We start from the raw sequence: 19386 nt of genomic DNA, 5'->3' as shown, positions 1-19386 counted from the left end.
TGGCCGAAAATGCCGTTCTTTGGCCCTGAAATGGGCTGGGGGGCGCGAAAAACAAACTGGAATCCGTGGGCCGACCTGGCCGACCTCTTCTACCCCCGCATATGTGCCTGCGGGCAGGCCGTGCTACAGCTGCCTGGTGCCTATGTGTGCACAGATTGCCTGAAACAGTTTGTACCCACGGGCTTTGGCAGCCAGCTGGCCAGCAATGCGCTGGCCCTGCGTTTTCCGGCCGATCTGCCCCTGGTGGGGGCCTATGCCCCCTGGTGGTTCCGGAAGGAGGGGCGACTGCAGCAGCACATCTTTCAGCTGAAGTATGGCCAGCAGGCCCGCATAGGGCAGCAGCTGGGGCGCCAGCTGGCAGCGGGGCTGGCGGGCTACCCCTTCCTGCAGCAGGCTACCCTGGTGCCCGTGCCCCTGCATCCCCTGCGCTACCGGCGCCGGGGCTACAACCAGAGCCTGCACATTGCCCGGGGCATCCGGCAGCAGCTACAGTTGCCTATTGCCGATAGGCTGGTGGCCCGTAGCCGCAATACGGTAAGCCAGACGGGCCTGAACCGTGCCCAGCGGCAGGAGAATGTGCGAGACCTGTTTGTGGTACGGGGGCCGGCACCCCGCCTGGTGTGGATTGTGGACGACGTGATAACCACCGGTGCCACCACCACCTCGCTGGCACGGGCGCTGGTGGCTGCGGGCACCCAGGCCCTGTTCATCAGCGGCCTGGCCCTGGCCGAGGAGGATGGGTTTCAGGGGGTATAAAGAACCAGCTCGCCCTGCTGCAGCACATAGCGTGCCCTGCCCAGCTGTACGCCATCGGCTGGTATGGGGGCCTGGGGCCTGCCGAAGGAGTGGGTAAAGCCCGTGCCGCTCACGCTGCCCCCGCTGCGCCAGGCCAGGTCTACATACTCGGGCCGCACGGGCCCCGGCAGGGCATCGCAGGCAATGATGTGCACCGGGAAGCGTACCTGGCCACGCAGGCTGCTGTCTCGCATGGCAGAGCTATTGTCGGCAATCATCACCACATCCCCCCGGTCGGGGAAGGTGGCGGCTGCCCGCAGCAGGGCCTCCAGGTTGTTCTCGGCCACATCGCCGCCAGAGCCACGCTTCATCACATAGGCCATGGCCTGCAGGACGGCCTCGGTACCCTGGGGCTGCCGCACGGCATACAGGCCACCGGTGCGGCCCAGTGGCTTATCGCGCATGCGGCTAGCCACATCTTTCAGCGCATCGTCTCCGTCGTTGAAGAAAACCCAGTGCCGGATCTGCCCCCGGTGCTGCTGCTGCCACTGTAGCAGCTGGGCTCCATACTCATACATGCTGCCGGTCCAGTCTACCACCACCAGCATGTCTCGCCACTGCGGGTTTCGCTGTAGTGCCTGCAGCACAGCGGCCGACTTGGGTGTTGCGCCATCGGCTATGCGGCGTACCTCGGCCATGGCGGCGGCCTGAAAGTAGCGGTCATTGGGGTCTGGCGGCTGGTAGCTGTCGTGCGCGTAGTCTGGCATGGGCACCGGTTCCTGGCCCATGGGGGTATCTGGCTGATAGGCAATGGCAACCCCATGCAGCATCCGCCGGGCAGCCTGGGCAGTTTTGGGGGCTGTTTGCGCCACCAGTGTGAGGGGCACCTGCCGCAGGCGTGGGTCTCGTGCATAGGCCTGCGCCAGGCGCGCGCTACCCAGGGCCGAGAAGGGGGTGAGCCACTGGGCCGTATCGGCTGGGTAGGCTGTGTATATCAGGCTTATCCCGGTGGGCGTACCCAGGCCAGGTACCCAGGCTTCGGGGTTCAGTACACTGTCCGACGCATAGGGCATTTGTAGTAGGATGTGGCCCGGTGGCACGGCATAGCCGGGCACTTGCAGTCGGCGTACCTCCGGGTGGCCGGTGGGCCAGAACTGTGCACAGCCAGTAGTCGGCAATGAAAGGAAGAGTAGAAGCAGGATAGACCCGCAGGCCCGCGGGTGGTGCCTCACACACCCACCTCTAGCATTTCCAGGCTGGCCTTGGCTGCTTCCTGCTCGGCCAGTTTCTTTTTCTCGTGGGTTCCCGTGCCCAGTTTGTTTCCGCCCAGGGTGCATTGTACCGTAAACAGTTTCTGTCGGCCCTTTCCGGCCTCCTCTATCAGGTGGAATGCTACGGGTAGCAGCCGGTTTTTTTGGGCATACTCCATCAGCTGGCTTTTGTAGTTGTCATTCCGGTCTACCAGCTCGTCCATGCTCAGGTGCACGTTCACAATCCGCTTGATAACAAAGCTGCGTGCGGCGGTGTAGCCCCGGTCCATGTACAGGGCGCCGATGAGGGCTTCCAAGCTATTGCCATACATGCTACGGTTCAGGCCGCTGCTCCTGCGGTTATACTCCACCAGGCCCTCGAAGCCCAGTTTGGCTCCAATCTCGTTCAGGCTCTGCCGGCTCACGATTTTACTGCGCATTTCGGTCAGGAAGCCCTCGTTTTTCAGCGGATACTTTTTGAACAGGTAGTCGGCCACGATGGTATCCAGCACACTGTCGCCCAGGTACTCCAGCCGTTCGTTGCATTCATTGGCGCTGTTGGCCGGGTGCCTCACCAGGCTGCTATGCCGAAAGGCAAGGCGGTATACGGCTGGCTGTATAGGCACATAGCCAGTAATCAGGCGGATGCAGCGCACAAACTCACGCTCCCTGTGCCAGTGCCCATTGTACAGGCGCCGTAGGGCTTTTAGCATGGCCCCTAGTTCAGCTTGCTGAAGAGTAGGGAGGCATTGTGCCCACCGAAGCCGAACGTATTACTGAGCGCATACTGTATGCTGCGCTGCCGGGCAGTGTTGAAGGTGTAGTCCAGGTCGCACTCCGGATCATCCGTAAAGTGGTTGATGGTGGGAGGAATAAGCCCGTGGTGTAGGGCTAGTATGGAGGCAATAGCCTCAATAGCGCCGGCTGCCCCCAGCAGGTGGCCGGTCATGCTCTTGGTAGAGTTGATGCTGATGCTGTAGGCATGCTGCCCAAAGCTCTGCTTGATGGCCTTGGTTTCGGCAATGTCTCCCAGGCCGGTGCTGGTACCGTGCATATTGATGTGGTCTATGGCCGTGGGTTCAATGCCCGCACGCTGTATACACTGCCGCATCACCTCTGTAGCTCCTTTCCCCTCCGGGTCGGGCGCTGTTATGTGGTAGGCATCGGCACTCAGGCCCACGCTTTTCAGCTCGGCATAGATCTTGGCACCGCGTGCCTTTGCGTGCTCATATTCCTCCAGGATGAGCACACCCGCACCCTCGCCTAGTACGAAGCCGTTTCGATCCAGGTCGAAGGGTCTGCTGGCCGTTTTGGGGTCGTCGTTTTGCTCGCTCAGGGCCTTCAGGGCGTTGAAGCCACCCACACCGGGTTCATTAATAGCGGCCTCGCTGCCGCCGGAAACCATAATGTCTGCAAAGCCCATTTTAATCAGCATCCAGGCATCTATGATGCTGTTGGTGCCGGTGGCACAGGCAGACACACAGCTGTAATTGGGTCCCTTCAGGTTATGACGCATGGACACGTGCCCGGGGGCAATGTCCACGATCATCTTGGGAATAAAAAACGGGTTGAAGCGAGGGGTGCCGTCTCCGGAGCCAAAACCCATCACTTCATCCCGAAAAGTTTCGAGTCCGCCTATCCCGCTCCCGATTACCACGCCGGTTCGATAGGGATCTTCCTGCTGGAAGTCTAGCCCACTGTCCTGTATGGCTTCCTCGGCCGCTACTACAGCAAAGTGGCTGAAGCGGTCCATCTTACGCGCCTCCTGGCGCGGTATGTAGTCCTTTGCATCAAAGTCCTTGACCTCGCAGGCAAACTGCGTCTTGAACTTGGAGGCATCAAACAGGGTAATGGCATCAGCTCCGCTTACTCCCTGCTGCAGCGACTCCCAGTAAGCGGGGACCGTATTGCCTATGGGCGTAATAGCGCCCATTCCGGTTACAACCACACGCCTTTCAGTCATAACAGTCCAGTAAGGGTTTTTGATAAAAAAGGGAAGAGGGACGACAGAAACAGAAGCATACCTGCCACTGGTACGCAGCTACAGCGGGCGTTATGCCCGCATCGCTGCTTACTTGGCGTTCTGCTCGAGGTAGGAAACCGCATCTCCCACCGTGATGATTTTCTCGGCGGCTTCGTCCGGAATGCTGATTTTGAATTCTTTCTCAAACTCCATGATCAGCTCTACCGTGTCCAGGCTGTCTGCGCCCAGGTCGTTGGTGAAGCTGGCTTCGTTTGTTACCTCTTTGCCGTCAACTCCTAGTTTGTCGACGATGATGTTTTTTACTTTTTCTGCAATCTCCGCCATGATGATTTTTGCGTTGATATTTATGTGGCTTCAAATTTAACACTTTTTTCCAGCCACAAAATGCTGGCACTTTTTTTTTCGTTCTATAGCTTCGTTCTACAGCATCAGGTAGGGGCGCCAGGCATCGTGCACCCGGCTGGTAAAGTTGCTGAGGAACATGATGTAGCTGGGCCGGAATGGCTTGTTTCTTAGGCTCATCCCTGTTTTTTCCAGGGGGGTGTTGCCTTTTTTGGTGTTGCAGTCCTGGCAGGCGGTTACCAGGTTCTCCCAGCTGTCTTTGCCCCCCTGGCTGCGGGGCACCACGTGGTCCAGGGTAAGCTGCCTGCTGCTGCCACAGTATTGGCACTCGTAGTTGTCTCGCCGGAATACATTGATCCGGCTGAGCGATACCTTGCGGTGGGGCACGCGTACAAAACGATTTAGCCGGATAACAGCCGGATACGGGTAGTGCCTGCTTACACTCCGTATGTTCAGCTGCTTAAAGTCGTCCAGCATTTCGGCCTTCTCCAGGTAGCACAGCACAAACGCCCGCTGCGCACTACAGAGGCTGATGGCCTGGTAGTCCTGGTTTAAGACGAGCACTTTCGATTCCATATTGTTTATCTATATCATATATAGCAAAAACATACGCCCAATAAGCCTACCGGGTTTTATCCGGATGTTAAGGCGACAATAATTTAGGGCTATCAGCCAATAGTACAAACCCGGCTGCGGGCAGATTTGTTCACACAAGCCTTTTGCGCGTATCTTTATAGGGCCGAATCGGGTTAACATTAGCCAAGCTATGATCGTAAAGAAGCTGCATAACCGGGGCACCCTGGTCATGGTCGTGTTGGGGGCGTTGCTGTTCCTGCCGGGTTTGGGTCTGGCTCCGCTGTTTGACTGGGACGAGATCAACTTTGCCGAGGCGGCGCGCGAGATGCTGCTGAGCGGAGACTGGCTGCGGATGCAGATAGATTTCAAGCCTTTCTGGGAAAAACCCCCGCTCTTCATCTGGCTACAGGCCCTCAGTATGTGGCTACTGGGCGTGGGCGAATATGCCGCCCGCCTGCCCAATGCGCTGGCCGGCATAGCCACCCTGGTGGTGGTGTACAACATGGGCAGCCTGATCTTCAATCGGCGGTTTGGCCTCTTCTGGGCACTCAGCTATACGGCTGCCCTCTTTCCGCACCTCTACTTCAAGAGTGGTATTATCGACCCCGTATTCAATCTCTTTATCTTCCTTTCCTACTGGTACTTTATCCTGCATTACTGGAAGCTGAAGCAGTATCCCCAGCCGCGGCTGCGGCACCATCGGCTGGTATACCTGGCGCTGAGTGGGGCCTTTGCGGGCTTGGCCGTGCTTACCAAGGGGCAGGTGGCGCTGGTTATCCTGGGTATGGGTATTGGCACTTTCTGGCTAATGCGCAATCAGAAGCTGGCGCTGTGGCTGCAGCAGGGTAGGCTAAACCTGCTGTTGCGCTACGATTTTCGGCAGCTGCGCGGCTTTATCCCCCCCTGGCACCTGGCGGTGGCGGGCCTGGCCTGTGTGGTTGTGCTCCTGGGCTGGTATGGCCTGGAGATCCTGAACAATGGCTGGTGGTTTGTGCGCGAGTTTATGGTCTACCAGGTGCGCCTGCTTAGCACCGAGGATGCGGGGCATGGGGGCTTCCCCGGCTACCACTTTGTGATGGTGTTTTTTCTCTGCTTCCCTGCCAGCATCCTGGCCCTGCGCAGCTTTGGCTGCCACTGTGCGGCAGAGGTGCACCAGCGCACCTTCAAGAAATGGATGCTCATCCTCTTCTGGGTCGTACTCATCCTGTTCTCCCTGGTCAAGACCAAGATCATCCACTACAGCAGCATGAGCTACCTGCCCCTCACCTTCCTGAGTGCCTACACCCTGTACCAAACCCTGGAGGGGCGCATGCGGTGGCGGCGGTGGCAAACGGGCCTGCTGCTGGGCGTGGGCTTGCTGATTGCCCTACCGGTGCTGCTGCTGCCCTTTGTAGCCATGAATCTGGATGCCATTGCCCCCCTCCTGCAGGACCCCTTTGCGCGGCAGACCCTACAGGCCAGGGTAGACTGGAGCGTGCTGCAGGCGGCCCCCGGCCTGCTGCTGCTGGGCACCCTGATCCTTACGGTGCGGTGGCTGAAGCGCAAGCAGTACCTACCGGGCTTCCTGCTGCTGCTGCTGGGCTGCACCCTCTTCCTCAGCTGGCTAAGCCTAAACATTGTGCCACGCGTGGAGCGCTATAGCCAGGGCGCAGCCATCGACTTCCTGAAGGCACATGCCCACGAGCGGGCCTACTACACCACCATTGGGCACAAGAGCTATGCTCCCTACTTCTACGGCCAGCTGCAGCGGCCCACCGCAGCAGGCTACTATGCCCAGCAGGATAGCGGACACCAGCACCACAAGCGCTACCTGGATGACTGGCTGCTGAACAGCCCGGAGGTAGACCGCCCGGTGTATGTAATTGCCAAGGCCAAGAAAAAGCAAAACATAGCCGACTGGTACCCCCATCTACAGCTGCTGTATGAGCAGAATGGATTTGTGTTTTACCTGCGGCCTGCACCCTAATCCCCTTTGTTTTCGTCCTTCCAAGATGGCACACATACTACAGTCCATACGCACCCTGCGCGGATGCACCGGTGCTTCCAACATTGTATTGCAACTAAGCAAAGAACTAGTAAACAGGGGACACAAGACTACTGTGATGAGCCGTACCATAAACTCTGAGGCTGTAAGGGCCGTGGGGGCAAAGCCCGTACGTGTATCTCCACTCCTTACCAAAAGCCGTGAGGGCTGGTACCGCGCTGTGCAGCGGCGCATCTCTCAGGCCAATGCCGACCTGGTAATCGGACACGGCGACCTGATGGTGCAGGACGTACTCTTTTTGCATAACATGGTGAAGGCCACACATGCCGCCCTGTATGGCACTACAACCTGCGAGGATAGCGACCATGGCCGGCTGCATGAGCAGATACTGTGCCAAGGGCAATGGAAACTAGTGGTGGCCAACAGCCCTATGATGGCCGAGGAGCTACAGCAGCGCTACGCCATCCCACCGCCCCGCATCCTTACGCTAATGCCCGGCATAGACCTTCGGCGCTTTTGCCCCGCAGCACCCGCCCAGCGAGCAGGCATGAAGCAGGCCATGGGACTGAGGCCAGACAAATTCGTAGTGGGCTTTATTACCTCGGGCAGCTTCCGAAAACGGGGGCTAGACCAATTTGCGCAAACCGTAGCACAGCTTGCTGTTCCGGTTCAGTTACTGATAGTGGGTAGGGATGAGCCCGGGCCCTACCTACGGGGGCTAGACTATGTGCACCACCGCCAGCTAGCGCAGGTAGCGCAGGCCTACTATGCCACCGATGTAATGCTACACACGGCCTACTATGAGGAGTTTGGCATGGTGGTGGCCGAGGCCATGGCTTGTGGTACGCCCGTCATTACCAGCCGACAGGTAGGGGCCAGTGCCCTGCTACCCGCGCTGCCCCTGCCTGCCAGGCCCGACCCCGATGCCTTTGCACAGCTGCTGAACAGGTTGCTTACTGAGCCAGATGACTATCGCCACTGGCAGCAGCAGGGGCTACAGGCTGTGCAGGCCCTTAGCTGGCAGGCCTATGCCGAAAAATTTGTGCAAGCACTGCCCCAGCTTGGTTTTGCCCTGTAGCCCCCCGGCCGGGCCGCGCTACACCAGGGTGCGGTACAGTGCCAGGTACTGCCGGGTTACCTGCTCCACACTGTGTAGGGCCAGCACACGTGCCTGTGCAGCCGCCACATACTCCTCTGTTTGGGCACTATCCGTTAGTAGCGCCTGCATGGCAGCCGCCAGGGCATCGGGGTCTTGCACCGGCGCCTGGTAGCCCACCCCTGCCACCAGCTCCTCCATCCCGCCGGCCCGCGTGGCCACCACCGGTACGCGGTACAGAAAGGCATCGAGCAGGCTGCTGCCCAGCCCTTCCTCTACCGAGCTCATCACAAAGCCGTCTAATACAGTGAAGAAGTCCTCCACCTGGCGCACATATCCGCCCAGATGATAGGCCCCCTCCAGGCCCAGGCGCCGGATCTCGGCCTCCACCTGCGGGCGGAGCGGCCCCTCGCCAAAGTGCAGAAAGCCCACATCTGGCAGCTGGGCGTGCAGCCGGGAAAAGGCCCGTACGGCGGTTAGTGGATCCTTGTGTGGCACCAGGGCTGCCGTGGTGCCTAGTATGCGCCGCCCGCCAAAGCCCAGCTGGGCCACATACTGCGCGGCCCGGCTGGCATCCTGCTGCACCGGGCGCACCGCCGAGGGGATAACCGGCACATCGCCCAGGCCTATGCCCTGCAAAATGCGCTGTATGGCCGGGCTAATGGCCACCACCCGGTCCATGCGGTGGTACTTCCAGCGGCTAAAGCCGGGTTTGGGCACAAAGTCTACCCGGCGGGTGTACACCAGTGGCCTGCGGTGCAGGGGCCAGGCCAGCAGGCTGGCTGTCTGGTCTTTGGAGGCCTGGCTATGGATCAGCCCATAGCCGTGGCCGTGGCGCATTAGCCAGCGCATGGCACCCCAGTGGCTGCTTACCCCGTGGGTTACCAGTCCCTCGGCCTGTGCCCGCCGCTCCAGCTCTCCGCCCGCCCGGCACAGCAGCTCGGTGGGCTGCCCGGCTGCCTGCAGGCCAGCCACTGTGTACAGCGTCTGTCGTTCGCCCCCACGCCAGCCTGGCTGGGTGTTTATTTGCAGTATCTTTTTCATCTATCCGGGCTACTTGTGTGGGTGCTGGGCGCACTGCGCAGCAGCTGCCGGGCCAGCCGGTACTTCAGCCAGGCTGCCCAGGCCGAGCGGCGGCATAGCTGAAAACCCGCCCACCCGTCCATGAATCCCCGCTGTAGCACATACATCCGCACAAAGCGGGCTATGGGCGACAGCCACTGCCGCAGCCACAGGCCCTGGGTTTTTCCTTTGGCGATGAGCTGCTCGGCCTTCAGCCTACAGTAGGTGCGGATGGTGCGCCGGTGTGCCTCGGCAGTGGGGGCGGTGTAGTGTAGCAGGTCGGCCTGCAGGCCGGCCACTGGCACGTTTACTTCCAGTGTTTCGTGCACATAGGCCCCTATCCAGTGTGCCTGGCCAGCCGGCCACAGGCGCACCTTGGCATCGGGATACCAGCCCGCGTGCCGCACCCAGTGCCCACAGTAGTTGGAAAGGCGGGGCATACGATAGGCCGCATGCCCATCCAGCCGGGGCCTCAGGGCCAGTAGTTCGGCACGCAGGGCATCGGATAGGGCCTCGTCGGCATCCAGGCTCAGGATGTAGGGGTGTTGCACCTTAGCGTTCAGGGCGTTTTTTGTGGCGGCATAGCCCTGCCAGCTTACTGGCAGCACCCGCGCACCCAGGCGGGTGGCAATTTCTACGGTATCGTCGGTGCTGCCGCTGTCGCCCACCAGTACCTCATCGGCCACCCCCTGTACCGAGCGGATACAGCGCCCAATGTTGTGCGCTTCGTTTTTGGTAATGATGACAACACTAATGCCAGCCATACGGAGCCAAAGTAGGCTACAAAGATAGCAACTGCAATGGCCAAAGCCCGCGCGGCACTGCCGGGTGCACGGCGCATGCCGGCTTTTCTCTATCTTTTCGGCTATGAAAGACACGGCTGCCACCCCCACGCTCCCCCCCTGGGTGGAGACCTTCTCTCGGCTTTATTTTACCAAGACGCTGAGCCAGTTCATCCTGCACGGAAACCTGGCCGACTATGTGCCGCACGGCAGCCAGTATGTGCGCTTGGGTACCTACCTGGCCGAGGTGCTCTTCCGGCAGCGCGACTGGGTGATAACCTACGACCGCGCCAGCGGCATCCGCCTGGGCAGCGACGAACAGACCCTGGGCTTCATCCGCTACCTGGAGAACCTGGATAAGCTGTTTGGCACCGAATATGCCAAAACACGACCCCGAGAGCCCCAGGCTGCATTTGGCCTGCTGGAAAACTTTATCCGCCTGCAGCTGCAGCAGGGCAAGCGGGTAGCACTCATCCTGGAGTATGCCGACACGCTGGCACCGGCAGCCAGCGCCACCAGCACCGGCAGCCAAGACCGCGCTGTGCTGGTGTATCTGCTGAAATGGGCACAGGAGAGCCTTTTCCTGAACCATGATATGACTACGGTGCTGCTGGTAGACCAGCTGCAGGCCCTACACCCCCAGCTGGTGCGTAGCCCCCACACGGCCGAGATAGAAATACCCCTGCCCGACGAGGCCGAACGCTTGCATTTTGTGCAGCACCTGGCACAGCGCCATGCGGCCCTGCCTGGCAAGATGGAGATGAGCCTGGAGGTATTTGCCCAGCACACAGCCGGGCTGAACCGACTGCAGCTGAAAACCCTGGTGGCGGAGATAGCCGAGCAGCCTGCGCGTTTTGGCTACAGCGAGCTGATGACCCGTAAGAAGGCCATGATAGAGGCCGAGGCAGGCGGCCTGCTGAGCTTTGTGGACACGAAATATAGCCTGGCAGATGTGGCCGGCCACGCCGCCGCCAAGCAGCAGCTGCAGGCAGCGGCCACAGCCCTACAGCAGGGCCGCCCAGACGTGCTGCCCATGGGCTACCTGGTGAGTGGGCCCGTGGGCACAGGCAAAACCTATCTGGTGAGCTGCTTTGCCAGCGACATAGGCGTGCCCATGGTGCAGCTGCAGAACTTCCGCAGCCAATGGCAGGGCGTAACGGAAGCCAACCTGGAGCGAGTGCTGAAACTGCTGCGGGCCATGAGCCCCATCGCGGTGATGATAGACGAGGCCGATGCCTACCTGGGAAACCGCAGTGCCAGTGGGGATAGCGGGGTGAGTAGCCGCGTGTTTGGCATGATTGCCAGCTTTATGAGCCAGACTGCGCACCGCGGCAAGATCATCTGGTTCCTGCTGACGGCCCGGCCAGACCTGCTGCCGGTAGACCTGAAGCGCCAGGGCCGTGCCGAGGAGCACCTGGCCCTTTTCTACCCCGACACCGTGGCCGAAAAGCAAGAACTGTTTGCCGTAATGCTGCGAAAAACCCGGATAGAGGGGGTGGGCGTGGCAGACTTTGAAGACGCCTTCTACCAGCAGCTGCCTGTGCGTAGTGGGGCCGATATGGAGGCTGGCCTCACCCGCGCCAAGTTTAGGGCGGTGCAGGAGGGGCTGGCACAGCCCACCACCGCCCACATACGCGCCGCCATGGCCGACTTTGTGCCGCCCGAGTACCCCGAGCAGGTGGAGCTAATGGAGTATGCCGCCATACTGGAGTGCACCAGTCGGGCACTGCTGCCAGCCCGCTATGCTACCCTTAGCCGAGCCGAAGTATTTGCCCGCGTGCAGGAACTGAAGGCGCAAGGCATTTAGGATCGCTCCGCATGGGCGGTGTAGGAGACACACTTGCCCTAAGGTCATTCCCTTTTTTTCTCCGGAAAAAAGAAAGCGGAAAGGACACAAATCCAACCGCCGGATCTGTGTCCTTCCCGCTTTACGATCCCCGGAAATTTCCGGGAACGCTCTTCTTCGTAATGCCGTCCTGTGGGTCCGGTATCCGCTACCCGCAGGGACGTACCTAGCTCTTACTTCACTTTTTCGGTCCGTATGACCCCAATGATACGTACAAATTCATCGGGGTTTACCACAAAGGGTAGGTGAGAAGTAGGCATTTCGTAGGTTCGTTTTATGCTGCCATTTGCCGCTACCATCTTCTTTTGCAGCTGGTAGCCCACGGCCCGGTCTTTTGTGGCGTAGATGTAATACTTGGGCACGCTTCCAAACCGCCCCTTGCTCAGCGCAACTTTCTCCTGAAAGGGCGCTAAAGGCTCCTCTGAGTAGTATTTTACGATGATTTCCTTCATAAAGTCTGGGCAATCTGCACAAATGGCAGGCACAATTACCTTGCGCTGATACTCCATACGAGCTTCTCCCTTTACCGAGTTGTACTGCTGCACCTCTGTTAGCATGGTCTCGGTATCTGTCAGGGCCAGATCCATCAGCGATTGGCCGTTTTGAGGCAGATAGGCTGCCACATACACCAGTTTTTCTATTTTTTCGGGTACGTTCTCGGCCACCTGCGTTACTACCATGCCAGACATGCTATGGCCTACCAGGATTACTTTCCCAGGGTGTTTCTTTATCTCCTGCTCCACCCGGTCGGTATAATCCTTCAGGGTTATTTTTGAGATGGGAGTCAGGTCTACCCCATGCCCCGGCAGGTTTACTACCTCTACATTTGCATTTACAGCCAGTTTACTTCGCACAAATCCCCAAGCACTCTCGTCGGCCCATGCCCCATGCACCAGCACAATGGTGGGATACCGCTCCTTCTGTGCTTCCAGCTGCTTCAGCACCAGCCGAGCAGCCGCTACGCCACTATTTTGCTGCTGGCCCGTTATCAGGTTTCCATCCTCTAGGGCAAATGAACCGAACGGCTTGCCAGATGTATAGAACGTGTTTGTGATTTTTCTAGCCTCGTCTTCAATGCGGAATGGCTGTACCTTCATCCCCACATAGTTGTCTACATACTGTTCCTCCGAAGATGAAAATCCTGTCCATCTTTTTCCCTCTACCAGGTACTTTCCGTTAGAGAGCTTGGTGTTCAGCAGGATGGATGTTCCATGACAAATGGCGGCTGTAGGCTTGCCTGTTTCGTAGAAGTTGGCAAAAAATTTATGAAGCTCGGCATTGTTTACCATCGTATACATGGGTGCCTGCCCCCCGCATACAAAAATGGCTTTGTAATCATTTGGATTTACAGAAGACAGTTTCAAGGTGTTCTCTGTAAGGGCCATTTTGTCCTTGTCTTTCTTGAATCCGAGCGACACGTAGTCGTCTTTTGCATAGCCGCTTTCGTGCTCGGGATCGCTATAGCCATCAAACTCAATCTTTCCGCCTTCCGGGCTGGCAAGGTCTACCTGGTATCCGGCCTCGCTAAACACCCAGTAGGGATGCGTAACCTCAGAATACCATACGCCAACAGCCCATCCCGTCTGCTTGCTCACAGTTGGGTTTGATACGATCATGAGGATCTTGCCCGCATAGCCGGTATGCTGCTGCGAAAAAAGTGCCTGGTTCATGGATAGACACCAGAGCAGAATAAATGATAGAATCGCTTTACTCATGGTTTTGAATTTTTAGTTTTTGTTATCCTATGACAAAGTACAGCAACGGATTTTTATTCCGCAATTTACTTACCGGATAGGTAGACACTTACCCGGAAGTAATCATGGAATTAATCGACAGAATCGACCTTTTCTAGAATTAAATTTTCAAGAAAATTGACTTTAAATTTGGCTGTAGGCATCCGTCTAGTCCGCCGGAGCCTGGGCGGCCAGCTCTGCCCTGCCAGCTGCTAGCGCGGCATGCGGGGCAGTCTGCCCAGGTGTTGCACCTTTAGGGGGCCGGGCGGTGGATATGCCGCCCGGGGTAGCAGGAAGGCGAAGGACTGGGTGCGAAGGCTGCGGCAGCCGCCATAGCTATCCAGCATCAGCCAGATGAGCGGCCCGCCATCGGCCTGGTAGAAGTAGTGGGCAAAGCGCGCCTGGCAGTCGGCCTGCGTGCTAGCGATCACCACCTGCTGGTGGGCAAAGTCGGGCTGGATGGGCGGACTTAGGCTATGGGCCAGGCAGAAGCGGGCCCAGGCACTGTCGCTGCCGATCTGATACGGGGCGGACAGAGGCCGCGCCAGTGCAAGCGCCAGGGGTGTGGCGGCCATGGGCTGCAGGCTGGCATGCGGCTGAAGGCTCCATACACTGTCGGCAGGCTGCACGGTCAGGCTAAAATAGCTGAAGTCGAGTTCCGCTAGCCCGCCTCTGCCTGGTAGCTGGGCATCACGCTCCGCCCCACTGTGGATATGCCCGGGCTGCCCTGCTTGCCAGGGGATGCCCAGCGGAATGGCAGGGCTCTGTGCACGGAGCGAACCCGCAGCCGCAAGCAGCAGGAGGCAGCGCACGAGATGAGTAGGTATGGATCTACCGTACGGCATGAGCTAAATCCGGGCCATGTATTAGGCCCCGGTGCAGGGCAATCATTGCGGCCTGAATGGCTTTGTGTTAGGCCGAATCTTTGTTTGGAGGGGGGCACTGTCCTTGCGTATCCCGCGCCTGCCCTGGGGGGGGCTAGGCAGGCACCTGCCTGGGGGTATAATCGTAGAAGCCCTGTCCGGCCTTGCGGCCCAGGTGGCCGGCATTCACCATGTTTACCAGCAGGGGGCAGGGGGCGTACTTGGGGTTGCCAAAGCCGTCGTGCAGCACCCGCAGGATTGCCAGGCACACATCCAGGCCGATGAAGTCGGCCAGGGTAAGTGGGCCCATCGGGTGGTTCATGCCCAGCTTCATAATGGCATCTATGTCCTCGCGGGTAGCCACGCCCTCGTGCAGGGTCCATATCGCCTCGTTGATCATGGGCATCAGGATGCGGTTGGCCACAAAGCCCGGATAGTCTTGGCTGGCATGGGGTTCCTTGCCCAGGTCTTCGGCCACAGCCAGTACGTCTTTCAGTACCTCGTCGCTGGTCTCGTATCCGCGTATGATCTCCACGAGCTTCATTACGGGCACCGGGTTCATAAAGTGCATGCCGATGACCTGTGCCGGGCGGGCCGTAACGGCTGCCAGCTCGGTAATGCTGATAGAGCTGGTGTTGCTGGCCAGGATGGCGGTCTTGGGTGCGTGCAGGTCCATCTCGCGGAAGATCTTGAACTTCAGGTCTTTGTTTTCTGTGGCAGCCTCCACCACCAGTTGCCGGTCTTGCACGCCCAGGGCTATGCTGTCTACGCGGTTGATGCGGCTCAGGATGCGGTTCCGCTGGTCGGCGGTAATGATCTCTTTCTTGATCTGGCGGTCCAGGTTAGCTGCTATGGTGGCCAGGGCGCGGTCCAGCGCCTCGGTGTTCACGTCTATCAGGTTTACGTGGTAGCCGCTCTGTGCGAATACGTGGGCAATGCCATTGCCCATGGTGCCAGCGCCGATCACGGCTACATCTTGATACATTTCTACCATGGTTTTATGTGCTTTAGTGGAAGTTGAAAAATTGAATGCGGATAGCACTCGCAAGGACACGGGCGATTATGGCCTGTATCCGTGCGCGGCTATTGCTTTACCGGCTCTTTCAGCAGGTCTTTCACATAGTTTGGCAGCGCAAATGCAGCGCGGTGCATGTCGCCATTGTAGTACCGCAGGCCGTGCTTGTGGCTGAAAGCCTCGGCCCGTTCGGTGTCCACATCCTGTACCGGGTGCTGGCCGCCCTTGGCTACCAGGGCAAAGCTCCAGGTACCGGTGGGGTAGGTAGGGATGCTCATCAGGCCACAGTGTACGTTTCCGTGCCCGAAAATCTCGCGGAAGCAGGCATAAATCTCGCGGAAGGTCTGCACCTCGTACCGTGGGCTTTCGCTCTGTACCACCATGATGCCGCCCTGGGCCAGTATGCGGTGTACCTGGCGGTAGAAGTCGTAGGAAAATAGCCCCTCTGCCGGCCCCTCCGGGTCGGTGCTGTCTATAATCACCACGTCAAAGGCCCCATCGGGGGCATCCTGCACATAGGCTATGCCATCCGCCACGTGCAGCTCCAGCTTTGGGTTGTCAAAGGCCGATGCAATGGTGGGCAGGTGCTGCTTGCTGGCCTCTATCACCATGCCGTCTATCTCCACCATCACGCAGCGTTCTACCCCCTCGTGGCGCATTACCTCGCGCACCACGCCGCCATCGCCGCCCCCTATCACCAGCACGCGGCGCGCGGCACCATGGGTGTGCAGGGCAGGGTGGGTCATCATTTCGTGATACACATACTCATCCTGCTCGGTAGTCATTACCTTTCCATCCAGGGTTAGCAGCTTGCCATAGGCGTAGGTGTCATACACCTCTACCTTTTGGTAGGGGCTTTTGTCTCGAAACAGCACGTCGCCGGTGTGGCGCAGGCTCATGGCTATCAGCTCATTGCGCTCGGTGTACCAGATGTTTCGGTGGAACTTCAGTTCTTCTACGGTGGTGTCGTGCCCTTCGGCTTTGCTGGCCGTACCGCCCCCGTTTTGCTTCAGCTCGGGCTTGATGAGGCCCAGCTGGCCTCGGCCCATCTCGATGGCCGATCCGTGGCCCGCCTGCAGGGCTTTGTACAGGTACTGGTAGCACTGCCAGGGGTCTACCGTGTCGCCACAGGTAAATACATCGATGGCCGCATAACCAAACTCTGGCCAGGTGTGGATGGCCAAGTGACTCTCCTGGATAACCACCACGCCCGACACCCCATAGGGATTGAAGTGGTGGAAGGTGCTGTTGATAACGGTGGCATCGGCATACTTTGCCGCGTCTACAAAGGATTGCTCGATAAAAGTTACCTCGTTCAGCAGCTCCTCGGGGCAGCCGTAAAATTCTACAATGATGTGTCGACCCAGGTTAACCATTTTTTTATTGGGGAGAGATGTTTGGGGTGCCGAAAAGGGTGATTTCTTTCTGGCCCACAAAACTACGCAATCGCCCGCTATCCGGCAGGTTAAGTTTTGTATAAAGGCAGCATGCCCACCCGGCTACACAGTGCGCAGTGGTTGCTAGCCACGGATGGGCCTCATATCCGGCAGCCTGTTACCTTTGTGCCATGCAGCAGCGCTATACACACTATGTGAGCCTGGCCGAGGGCAGGGCAGCGCAGCAGGCCCAGCTAGCCAATGCGGCTGCACAGGACCTGCCTACGGGCCAGATGGTGCTGAACATGGGCCCCCAGCACCCCAGCACCCACGGGGTACTGCGGCTGGAGCTGGTGATGGAGGGTGAGCTGATTGTGGAATGCATCCCCCACCTGGGCTATATGCACCGCTGTTTTGAAAAACACGCCGAGCGCCTGAGCTACGAGCAGATGATCCCCTATGTAGACCGGATGGACTACCTGGCGGCCATGAACAGCGAGCATGCCTGGGCCATGGGGGTGGAGCGCATGCTGGGGATAGACGACCAGATACCCCGGCGCGTGGAGTACATACGCGTGCTGGTGGCCGAGCTGAACCGCATAGCCAGCCACCTGCTGGCCCTGGGCACCTATGGGCTGGATATAGGTAGTATAACGGCCTTTCTGTGGTGCTTTCGAGACCGGGAACATATACTAAACCTGCTGGAGTGGCTGAGTGGAGCCCGCATGCTGTACAACTACATCTGGATTGGCGGCCTGTTCTACGACCTACCGCCGGGCTTTGAGGCCCGCTGCCTGGAGTTTTGCACCTACTTTGCCCCCAAGATAGAGGAGCTGAATGGCCTGCTAACAGATAATCCCATCTTCGTACAGCGCACGGCACGCGTGGGTGTGCTGCCCCTGGATGTGGCCATCAACTATGGCGTAACCGGCCCCATGCTGCGGGCCAGCGGCCTGCGCTATGACCTGCGGCGCGTAGATGGCTACAGTGTGTACCCCGAGCTGGAATTTGACATCCCGATCGGCACGGGTGCCATGGGTGCCGTGGGCGACTGCTGGGACCGATTCAAGGTGCGTGTAGACGAGATGGGCGAGAGCCTGAAGATCGTCCGCCAGTGTGCCGAGCGGCTGCAGAAAGATGGCCGCCCGACCAGCTTTGACCCCCGTGCCCTATGCCCCAAAAAAATACGGCCCGAGCAGGAGTACTACGTGCGGGCCGAGAACCCCCGGGGCGAGCTGGGTTACTACTTCATCCCCCAGCCCAAAAAGGATATACCGATGCGGGTGAAGGCGCGCGGCCCCAGCTTCTGCAACCTGAGCGTACTGCCCCAGCTGGCGCATGGCGTGCTGCTGGCCGACCTGGTGGCCATCATCGGCTCCATCGATATTGTTTTGTGCGAAATTGACCGATGAGCTACAGCTGCTGCAGGCCCTGGCACCCGGCTTCATCGGGGTGCTGTGGGCCTACTACCTGGGCCAGTGCCTGTGGGTGCACCTGGGCTGGCTGCGCCTGCTACGCGGGCCATGCCCGGCTGTGCCCACTGCCCCTGCCCCCCCCCTTAGCATCCTGATCCCCTATCACAACGAGGCCAGCACCCTGCCCCGCCTGCTGGCCTGCCTGGCCGCCCAGCAGCACCCCGCCCTAGAGATTGTGCTGGTAGACGACCGCAGTGTGGACGAGGGCCCCGCCCAAGTGGCTGCCTGGGCGGCAAAACAGACACATAGCGTACAGCAGCTGCGCATAGCCGAAACCCCTACAGGCTGGAGCCCCAAGAAGTGGGCCCTACACCAGGGCCTGCAGCGGTGCCGCCACAGTATGGTGCTACAGACGGATGCCGACTGCACCTTTGGCCCCCAGTGGGCGCAGCTAATGCAGCAGCCCCTGCTGGCCGGAGCCGACGTGGTAATCGGGCACGGTGCCCTGCAGGCACCCAAGGGGTTCTGGGGAGATGTGATGGCCTACGAGCACCTGCACACCAGCTGGCTCATGCTGGGCATGGCAGGGGTGGGCACCCCCTACATGGCCGTAGGTAGAAACCTGGCCTACCGAAAGGCAGCGCATCCGGAGCACAGCTGGGCGGCATTTGCGCACTGCCTGTCTGGCGACGACGACCTGTTTATCCAGCACCGGCGGCGGGGTCTGGCCGTCCGTGTGCAGCCATGCCCCCATGCCTACACGCACAGCCCACTGCCCCACACCGCCCGGGTATGGATGCAGCAGAAACGGCGACACCTAACTGCGGCGCGCCACTACCGGCGCCACTGGCAGCTGGCCCTGGGCCTGCAGGGCCTGGTGCCGCTGGCATGTGCTGCCCACCTAGCCTATAGCCCCGCACATGCCTGGCTGTGGCTAGTGCCCCTCTGCCTGAAAATACACAGCCTCTCCCGGGCAAGTAGGCAGCTGCGCACCCGGCCCGGCCTACTTAAACTCCCGTTGCTCGAATTATTCTGGTATCTCTATGGCTGGGCCACGGCCCTGTCTAGCTATGTGGTACTACCTAAATGGCAAAAAAGAGTCGAAATAAAGAAGGGGGCTTGACTAGCAGGTTTTCTTAGATGTACTACTAGCCTTCATGTCTTTCATTTTGGGTTGATGTTTTTTGATTTTGAGAGCTGAATTTTCGAACTGTTTCAGCTGGCCTCAGTCCATTGTTTCGATATCCTCTGTGGGGTCGTTCATAGTTGTAGTGTTCTAGCCACTGGTCCAGGTGCTGCTGCATGGTTTCGAGGTGGGTGTAGAGGT

At 59.3% G+C, this 19386-nt stretch carries 18 protein-coding genes and 1 pseudogene; 6 read left to right on the top strand and 13 right to left on the bottom strand.

The window, feature by feature from the left end; genetic code table 11:
- Positions 1-9 precede the first annotated feature (9 nt).
- Positions 10-756, top strand: a complete 747-nt coding sequence (locus LW884_03500) for a ComF family protein (GenBank protein MCE3007397.1) — start codon at positions 10-12, stop codon at positions 754-756.
- Here LW884_03500 and LW884_03495 read toward each other — a convergent pair.
- The 5 genes from LW884_03495 to LW884_03475 form a co-directional block, all read right to left on the bottom strand.
- Positions 744-1967: a hypothetical protein gene (locus tag LW884_03495; protein ID MCE3007396.1), complete on the bottom strand. Its 1224-nt coding sequence runs from the start codon at positions 1965-1967 to the stop codon at positions 744-746. The genes LW884_03500 and LW884_03495 overlap by 13 nt on opposite strands.
- On the bottom strand, positions 1964-2698 hold the full coding sequence (rnc, locus tag LW884_03490) for a ribonuclease III (protein MCE3007395.1): 735 nt from the start codon (positions 2696-2698) through the stop codon (positions 1964-1966). The genes LW884_03495 and rnc overlap by 4 nt, the downstream gene beginning before the upstream one ends.
- A 5-nt stretch (positions 2699-2703) precedes the next feature.
- Positions 2704-3948: a beta-ketoacyl-ACP synthase II gene (gene fabF, locus LW884_03485; GenBank protein ID MCE3007394.1), complete on the bottom strand. Its 1245-nt coding sequence runs from the start codon at positions 3946-3948 to the stop codon at positions 2704-2706.
- Positions 3949-4056: 108 nt separating this feature from the next.
- Positions 4057-4293: an acyl carrier protein gene (locus LW884_03480; protein ID MCE3007393.1), complete on the bottom strand. Its 237-nt coding sequence runs from the start codon at positions 4291-4293 to the stop codon at positions 4057-4059.
- Between the two features lie 96 nt (positions 4294-4389).
- On the bottom strand, positions 4390-4887 hold the full coding sequence (locus LW884_03475; GenBank protein MCE3007392.1) for an HNH endonuclease: 498 nt from the start codon (positions 4885-4887) through the stop codon (positions 4390-4392).
- Positions 4888-5077: 190 nt separating this feature from the next.
- Between LW884_03475 and LW884_03470 the strand changes: the two genes are divergently transcribed.
- Together LW884_03470 and LW884_03465 are read left to right on the top strand one after the other, a co-directional pair.
- Positions 5078-6853 (top strand): glycosyltransferase family 39 protein, encoded by a 1776-nt coding sequence (locus tag LW884_03470; GenBank protein ID MCE3007391.1) that lies wholly within the window; start codon positions 5078-5080, stop codon positions 6851-6853.
- 25 nt (positions 6854-6878) lie between these two features.
- The gene (locus LW884_03465; GenBank protein ID MCE3007390.1) at positions 6879-7949 is read left to right on the top strand and encodes a glycosyltransferase family 4 protein; all 1071 of its coding nucleotides are present in this window, start codon (positions 6879-6881) and stop codon (positions 7947-7949) included.
- Between the two features lie 18 nt (positions 7950-7967).
- Here LW884_03465 and LW884_03460 read toward each other — a convergent pair whose 3' ends face one another.
- On the bottom strand, positions 7968-9011 hold the full coding sequence (locus LW884_03460) for a glycosyltransferase family 4 protein (GenBank protein ID MCE3007389.1): 1044 nt from the start codon (positions 9009-9011) through the stop codon (positions 7968-7970).
- A complete protein-coding gene (locus LW884_03455) occupies positions 9008-9793 on the bottom strand; it encodes a glycosyltransferase family 2 protein (protein MCE3007388.1) in 786 nt (261 codons plus the stop codon). The genes LW884_03460 and LW884_03455 overlap by 4 nt, the downstream gene beginning before the upstream one ends.
- Positions 9794-9896: 103 nt before the next feature.
- Here LW884_03455 and LW884_03450 point away from each other — a divergent pair, with 103 nt between their 5' ends.
- Complete coding sequence (locus tag LW884_03450) at positions 9897-11618, top strand: AAA family ATPase (GenBank protein ID MCE3007387.1); 1722 nt, start codon at positions 9897-9899, stop codon at positions 11616-11618.
- 212 nt (positions 11619-11830) lie between these two features.
- Here the strand turns inward: LW884_03450 and LW884_03445 are convergent, their stop codons facing one another.
- From LW884_03445 to speE, 5 genes and pseudogenes are all read right to left on the bottom strand, one after another.
- Entirely contained in the window at positions 11831-12511 is a 681-nt protein-coding gene (locus tag LW884_03445; GenBank protein MCE3007386.1) for an alpha/beta hydrolase, read from the bottom strand.
- A 75-nt stretch (positions 12512-12586) separates the two neighbouring features.
- Positions 12587-13327, bottom strand: a pseudogene (locus LW884_03440) (type 1 glutamine amidotransferase domain-containing protein).
- A 275-nt stretch (positions 13328-13602) separates the two neighbouring features.
- On the bottom strand, positions 13603-14202 hold the full coding sequence (locus tag LW884_03435; GenBank protein ID MCE3007385.1) for a hypothetical protein: 600 nt from the start codon (positions 14200-14202) through the stop codon (positions 13603-13605).
- Between the two features lie 166 nt (positions 14203-14368).
- Complete coding sequence (locus LW884_03430; protein ID MCE3007384.1) at positions 14369-15238, bottom strand: 3-hydroxybutyryl-CoA dehydrogenase; 870 nt, start codon at positions 15236-15238, stop codon at positions 14369-14371.
- A gap of 98 nt (positions 15239-15336) precedes the next feature.
- The gene (gene speE / locus LW884_03425; GenBank protein MCE3007383.1) at positions 15337-16644 is read right to left on the bottom strand and encodes a polyamine aminopropyltransferase; all 1308 of its coding nucleotides are present in this window, start codon (positions 16642-16644) and stop codon (positions 15337-15339) included.
- 293 nt (positions 16645-16937) lie between these two features.
- On the opposite strand from speE, the gene LW884_03420 reads away from it, so the two are divergent.
- Together LW884_03420 and LW884_03415 are read left to right on the top strand one after the other, a co-directional pair.
- On the top strand, positions 16938-18056 hold the full coding sequence (locus LW884_03420; GenBank protein ID MCE3007382.1) for an NADH-quinone oxidoreductase subunit D: 1119 nt from the start codon (positions 16938-16940) through the stop codon (positions 18054-18056).
- Entirely contained in the window at positions 18046-19182 is a 1137-nt protein-coding gene (locus LW884_03415) for a glycosyltransferase (protein MCE3007381.1), read from the top strand. Before LW884_03420 ends, LW884_03415 begins: the two co-directional genes overlap by 11 nt.
- A gap of 25 nt (positions 19183-19207) precedes the next feature.
- On the opposite strand, the gene LW884_03410 is transcribed toward LW884_03415, so the two are convergent.
- Positions 19208-19386: integrase core domain-containing protein (locus tag LW884_03410; protein MCE3007380.1), on the bottom strand; the 179-nt coding region annotated here is incomplete at its 5' end.

It is taken from the genome of Bacteroidota bacterium, assembly GCA_021300195.1.
In the GTDB taxonomy this organism is placed as follows: Bacteria; Bacteroidota; Bacteroidia; order J057; family JAJTIE01; genus JAJTIE01.
The sequence above is the reverse complement of the archived record's forward strand: the minus strand, read 5'-3'. Positions and strand labels throughout refer to the sequence as shown.

Coding starts and splice junctions, on each gene's coding strand:
- LW884_03500 (MCE3007397.1), top strand. CDS start 10: ATGCCGTTCTTTGGCCCTGAAATGGGCTGGGGGGCGCGAAAAACAAAC.
- rnc (MCE3007395.1), bottom strand. CDS start 2,698: ATGCTAAAAGCCCTACGGCGCCTGTACAATGGGCACTGGCACAGGGAG.
- fabF (MCE3007394.1), bottom strand. CDS start 3,948: ATGACTGAAAGGCGTGTGGTTGTAACCGGAATGGGCGCTATTACGCCC.
- LW884_03480 (MCE3007393.1), bottom strand. CDS start 4,293: ATGGCGGAGATTGCAGAAAAAGTAAAAAACATCATCGTCGACAAACTA.
- LW884_03475 (MCE3007392.1), bottom strand. CDS start 4,887: ATGGAATCGAAAGTGCTCGTCTTAAACCAGGACTACCAGGCCATCAGC.
- LW884_03470 (MCE3007391.1), top strand. CDS start 5,078: ATGATCGTAAAGAAGCTGCATAACCGGGGCACCCTGGTCATGGTCGTG.
- LW884_03465 (MCE3007390.1), top strand. CDS start 6,879: ATGGCACACATACTACAGTCCATACGCACCCTGCGCGGATGCACCGGT.
- LW884_03460 (MCE3007389.1), bottom strand. CDS start 9,011: ATGAAAAAGATACTGCAAATAAACACCCAGCCAGGCTGGCGTGGGGGC.
- LW884_03455 (MCE3007388.1), bottom strand. CDS start 9,793: ATGGCTGGCATTAGTGTTGTCATCATTACCAAAAACGAAGCGCACAAC.
- LW884_03450 (MCE3007387.1), top strand. CDS start 9,897: ATGAAAGACACGGCTGCCACCCCCACGCTCCCCCCCTGGGTGGAGACC.
- LW884_03430 (MCE3007384.1), bottom strand. CDS start 15,238: ATGTATCAAGATGTAGCCGTGATCGGCGCTGGCACCATGGGCAATGGC.
- speE (MCE3007383.1), bottom strand. CDS start 16,644: ATGGTTAACCTGGGTCGACACATCATTGTAGAATTTTACGGCTGCCCC.
- LW884_03420 (MCE3007382.1), top strand. CDS start 16,938: ATGGTGCTGAACATGGGCCCCCAGCACCCCAGCACCCACGGGGTACTG.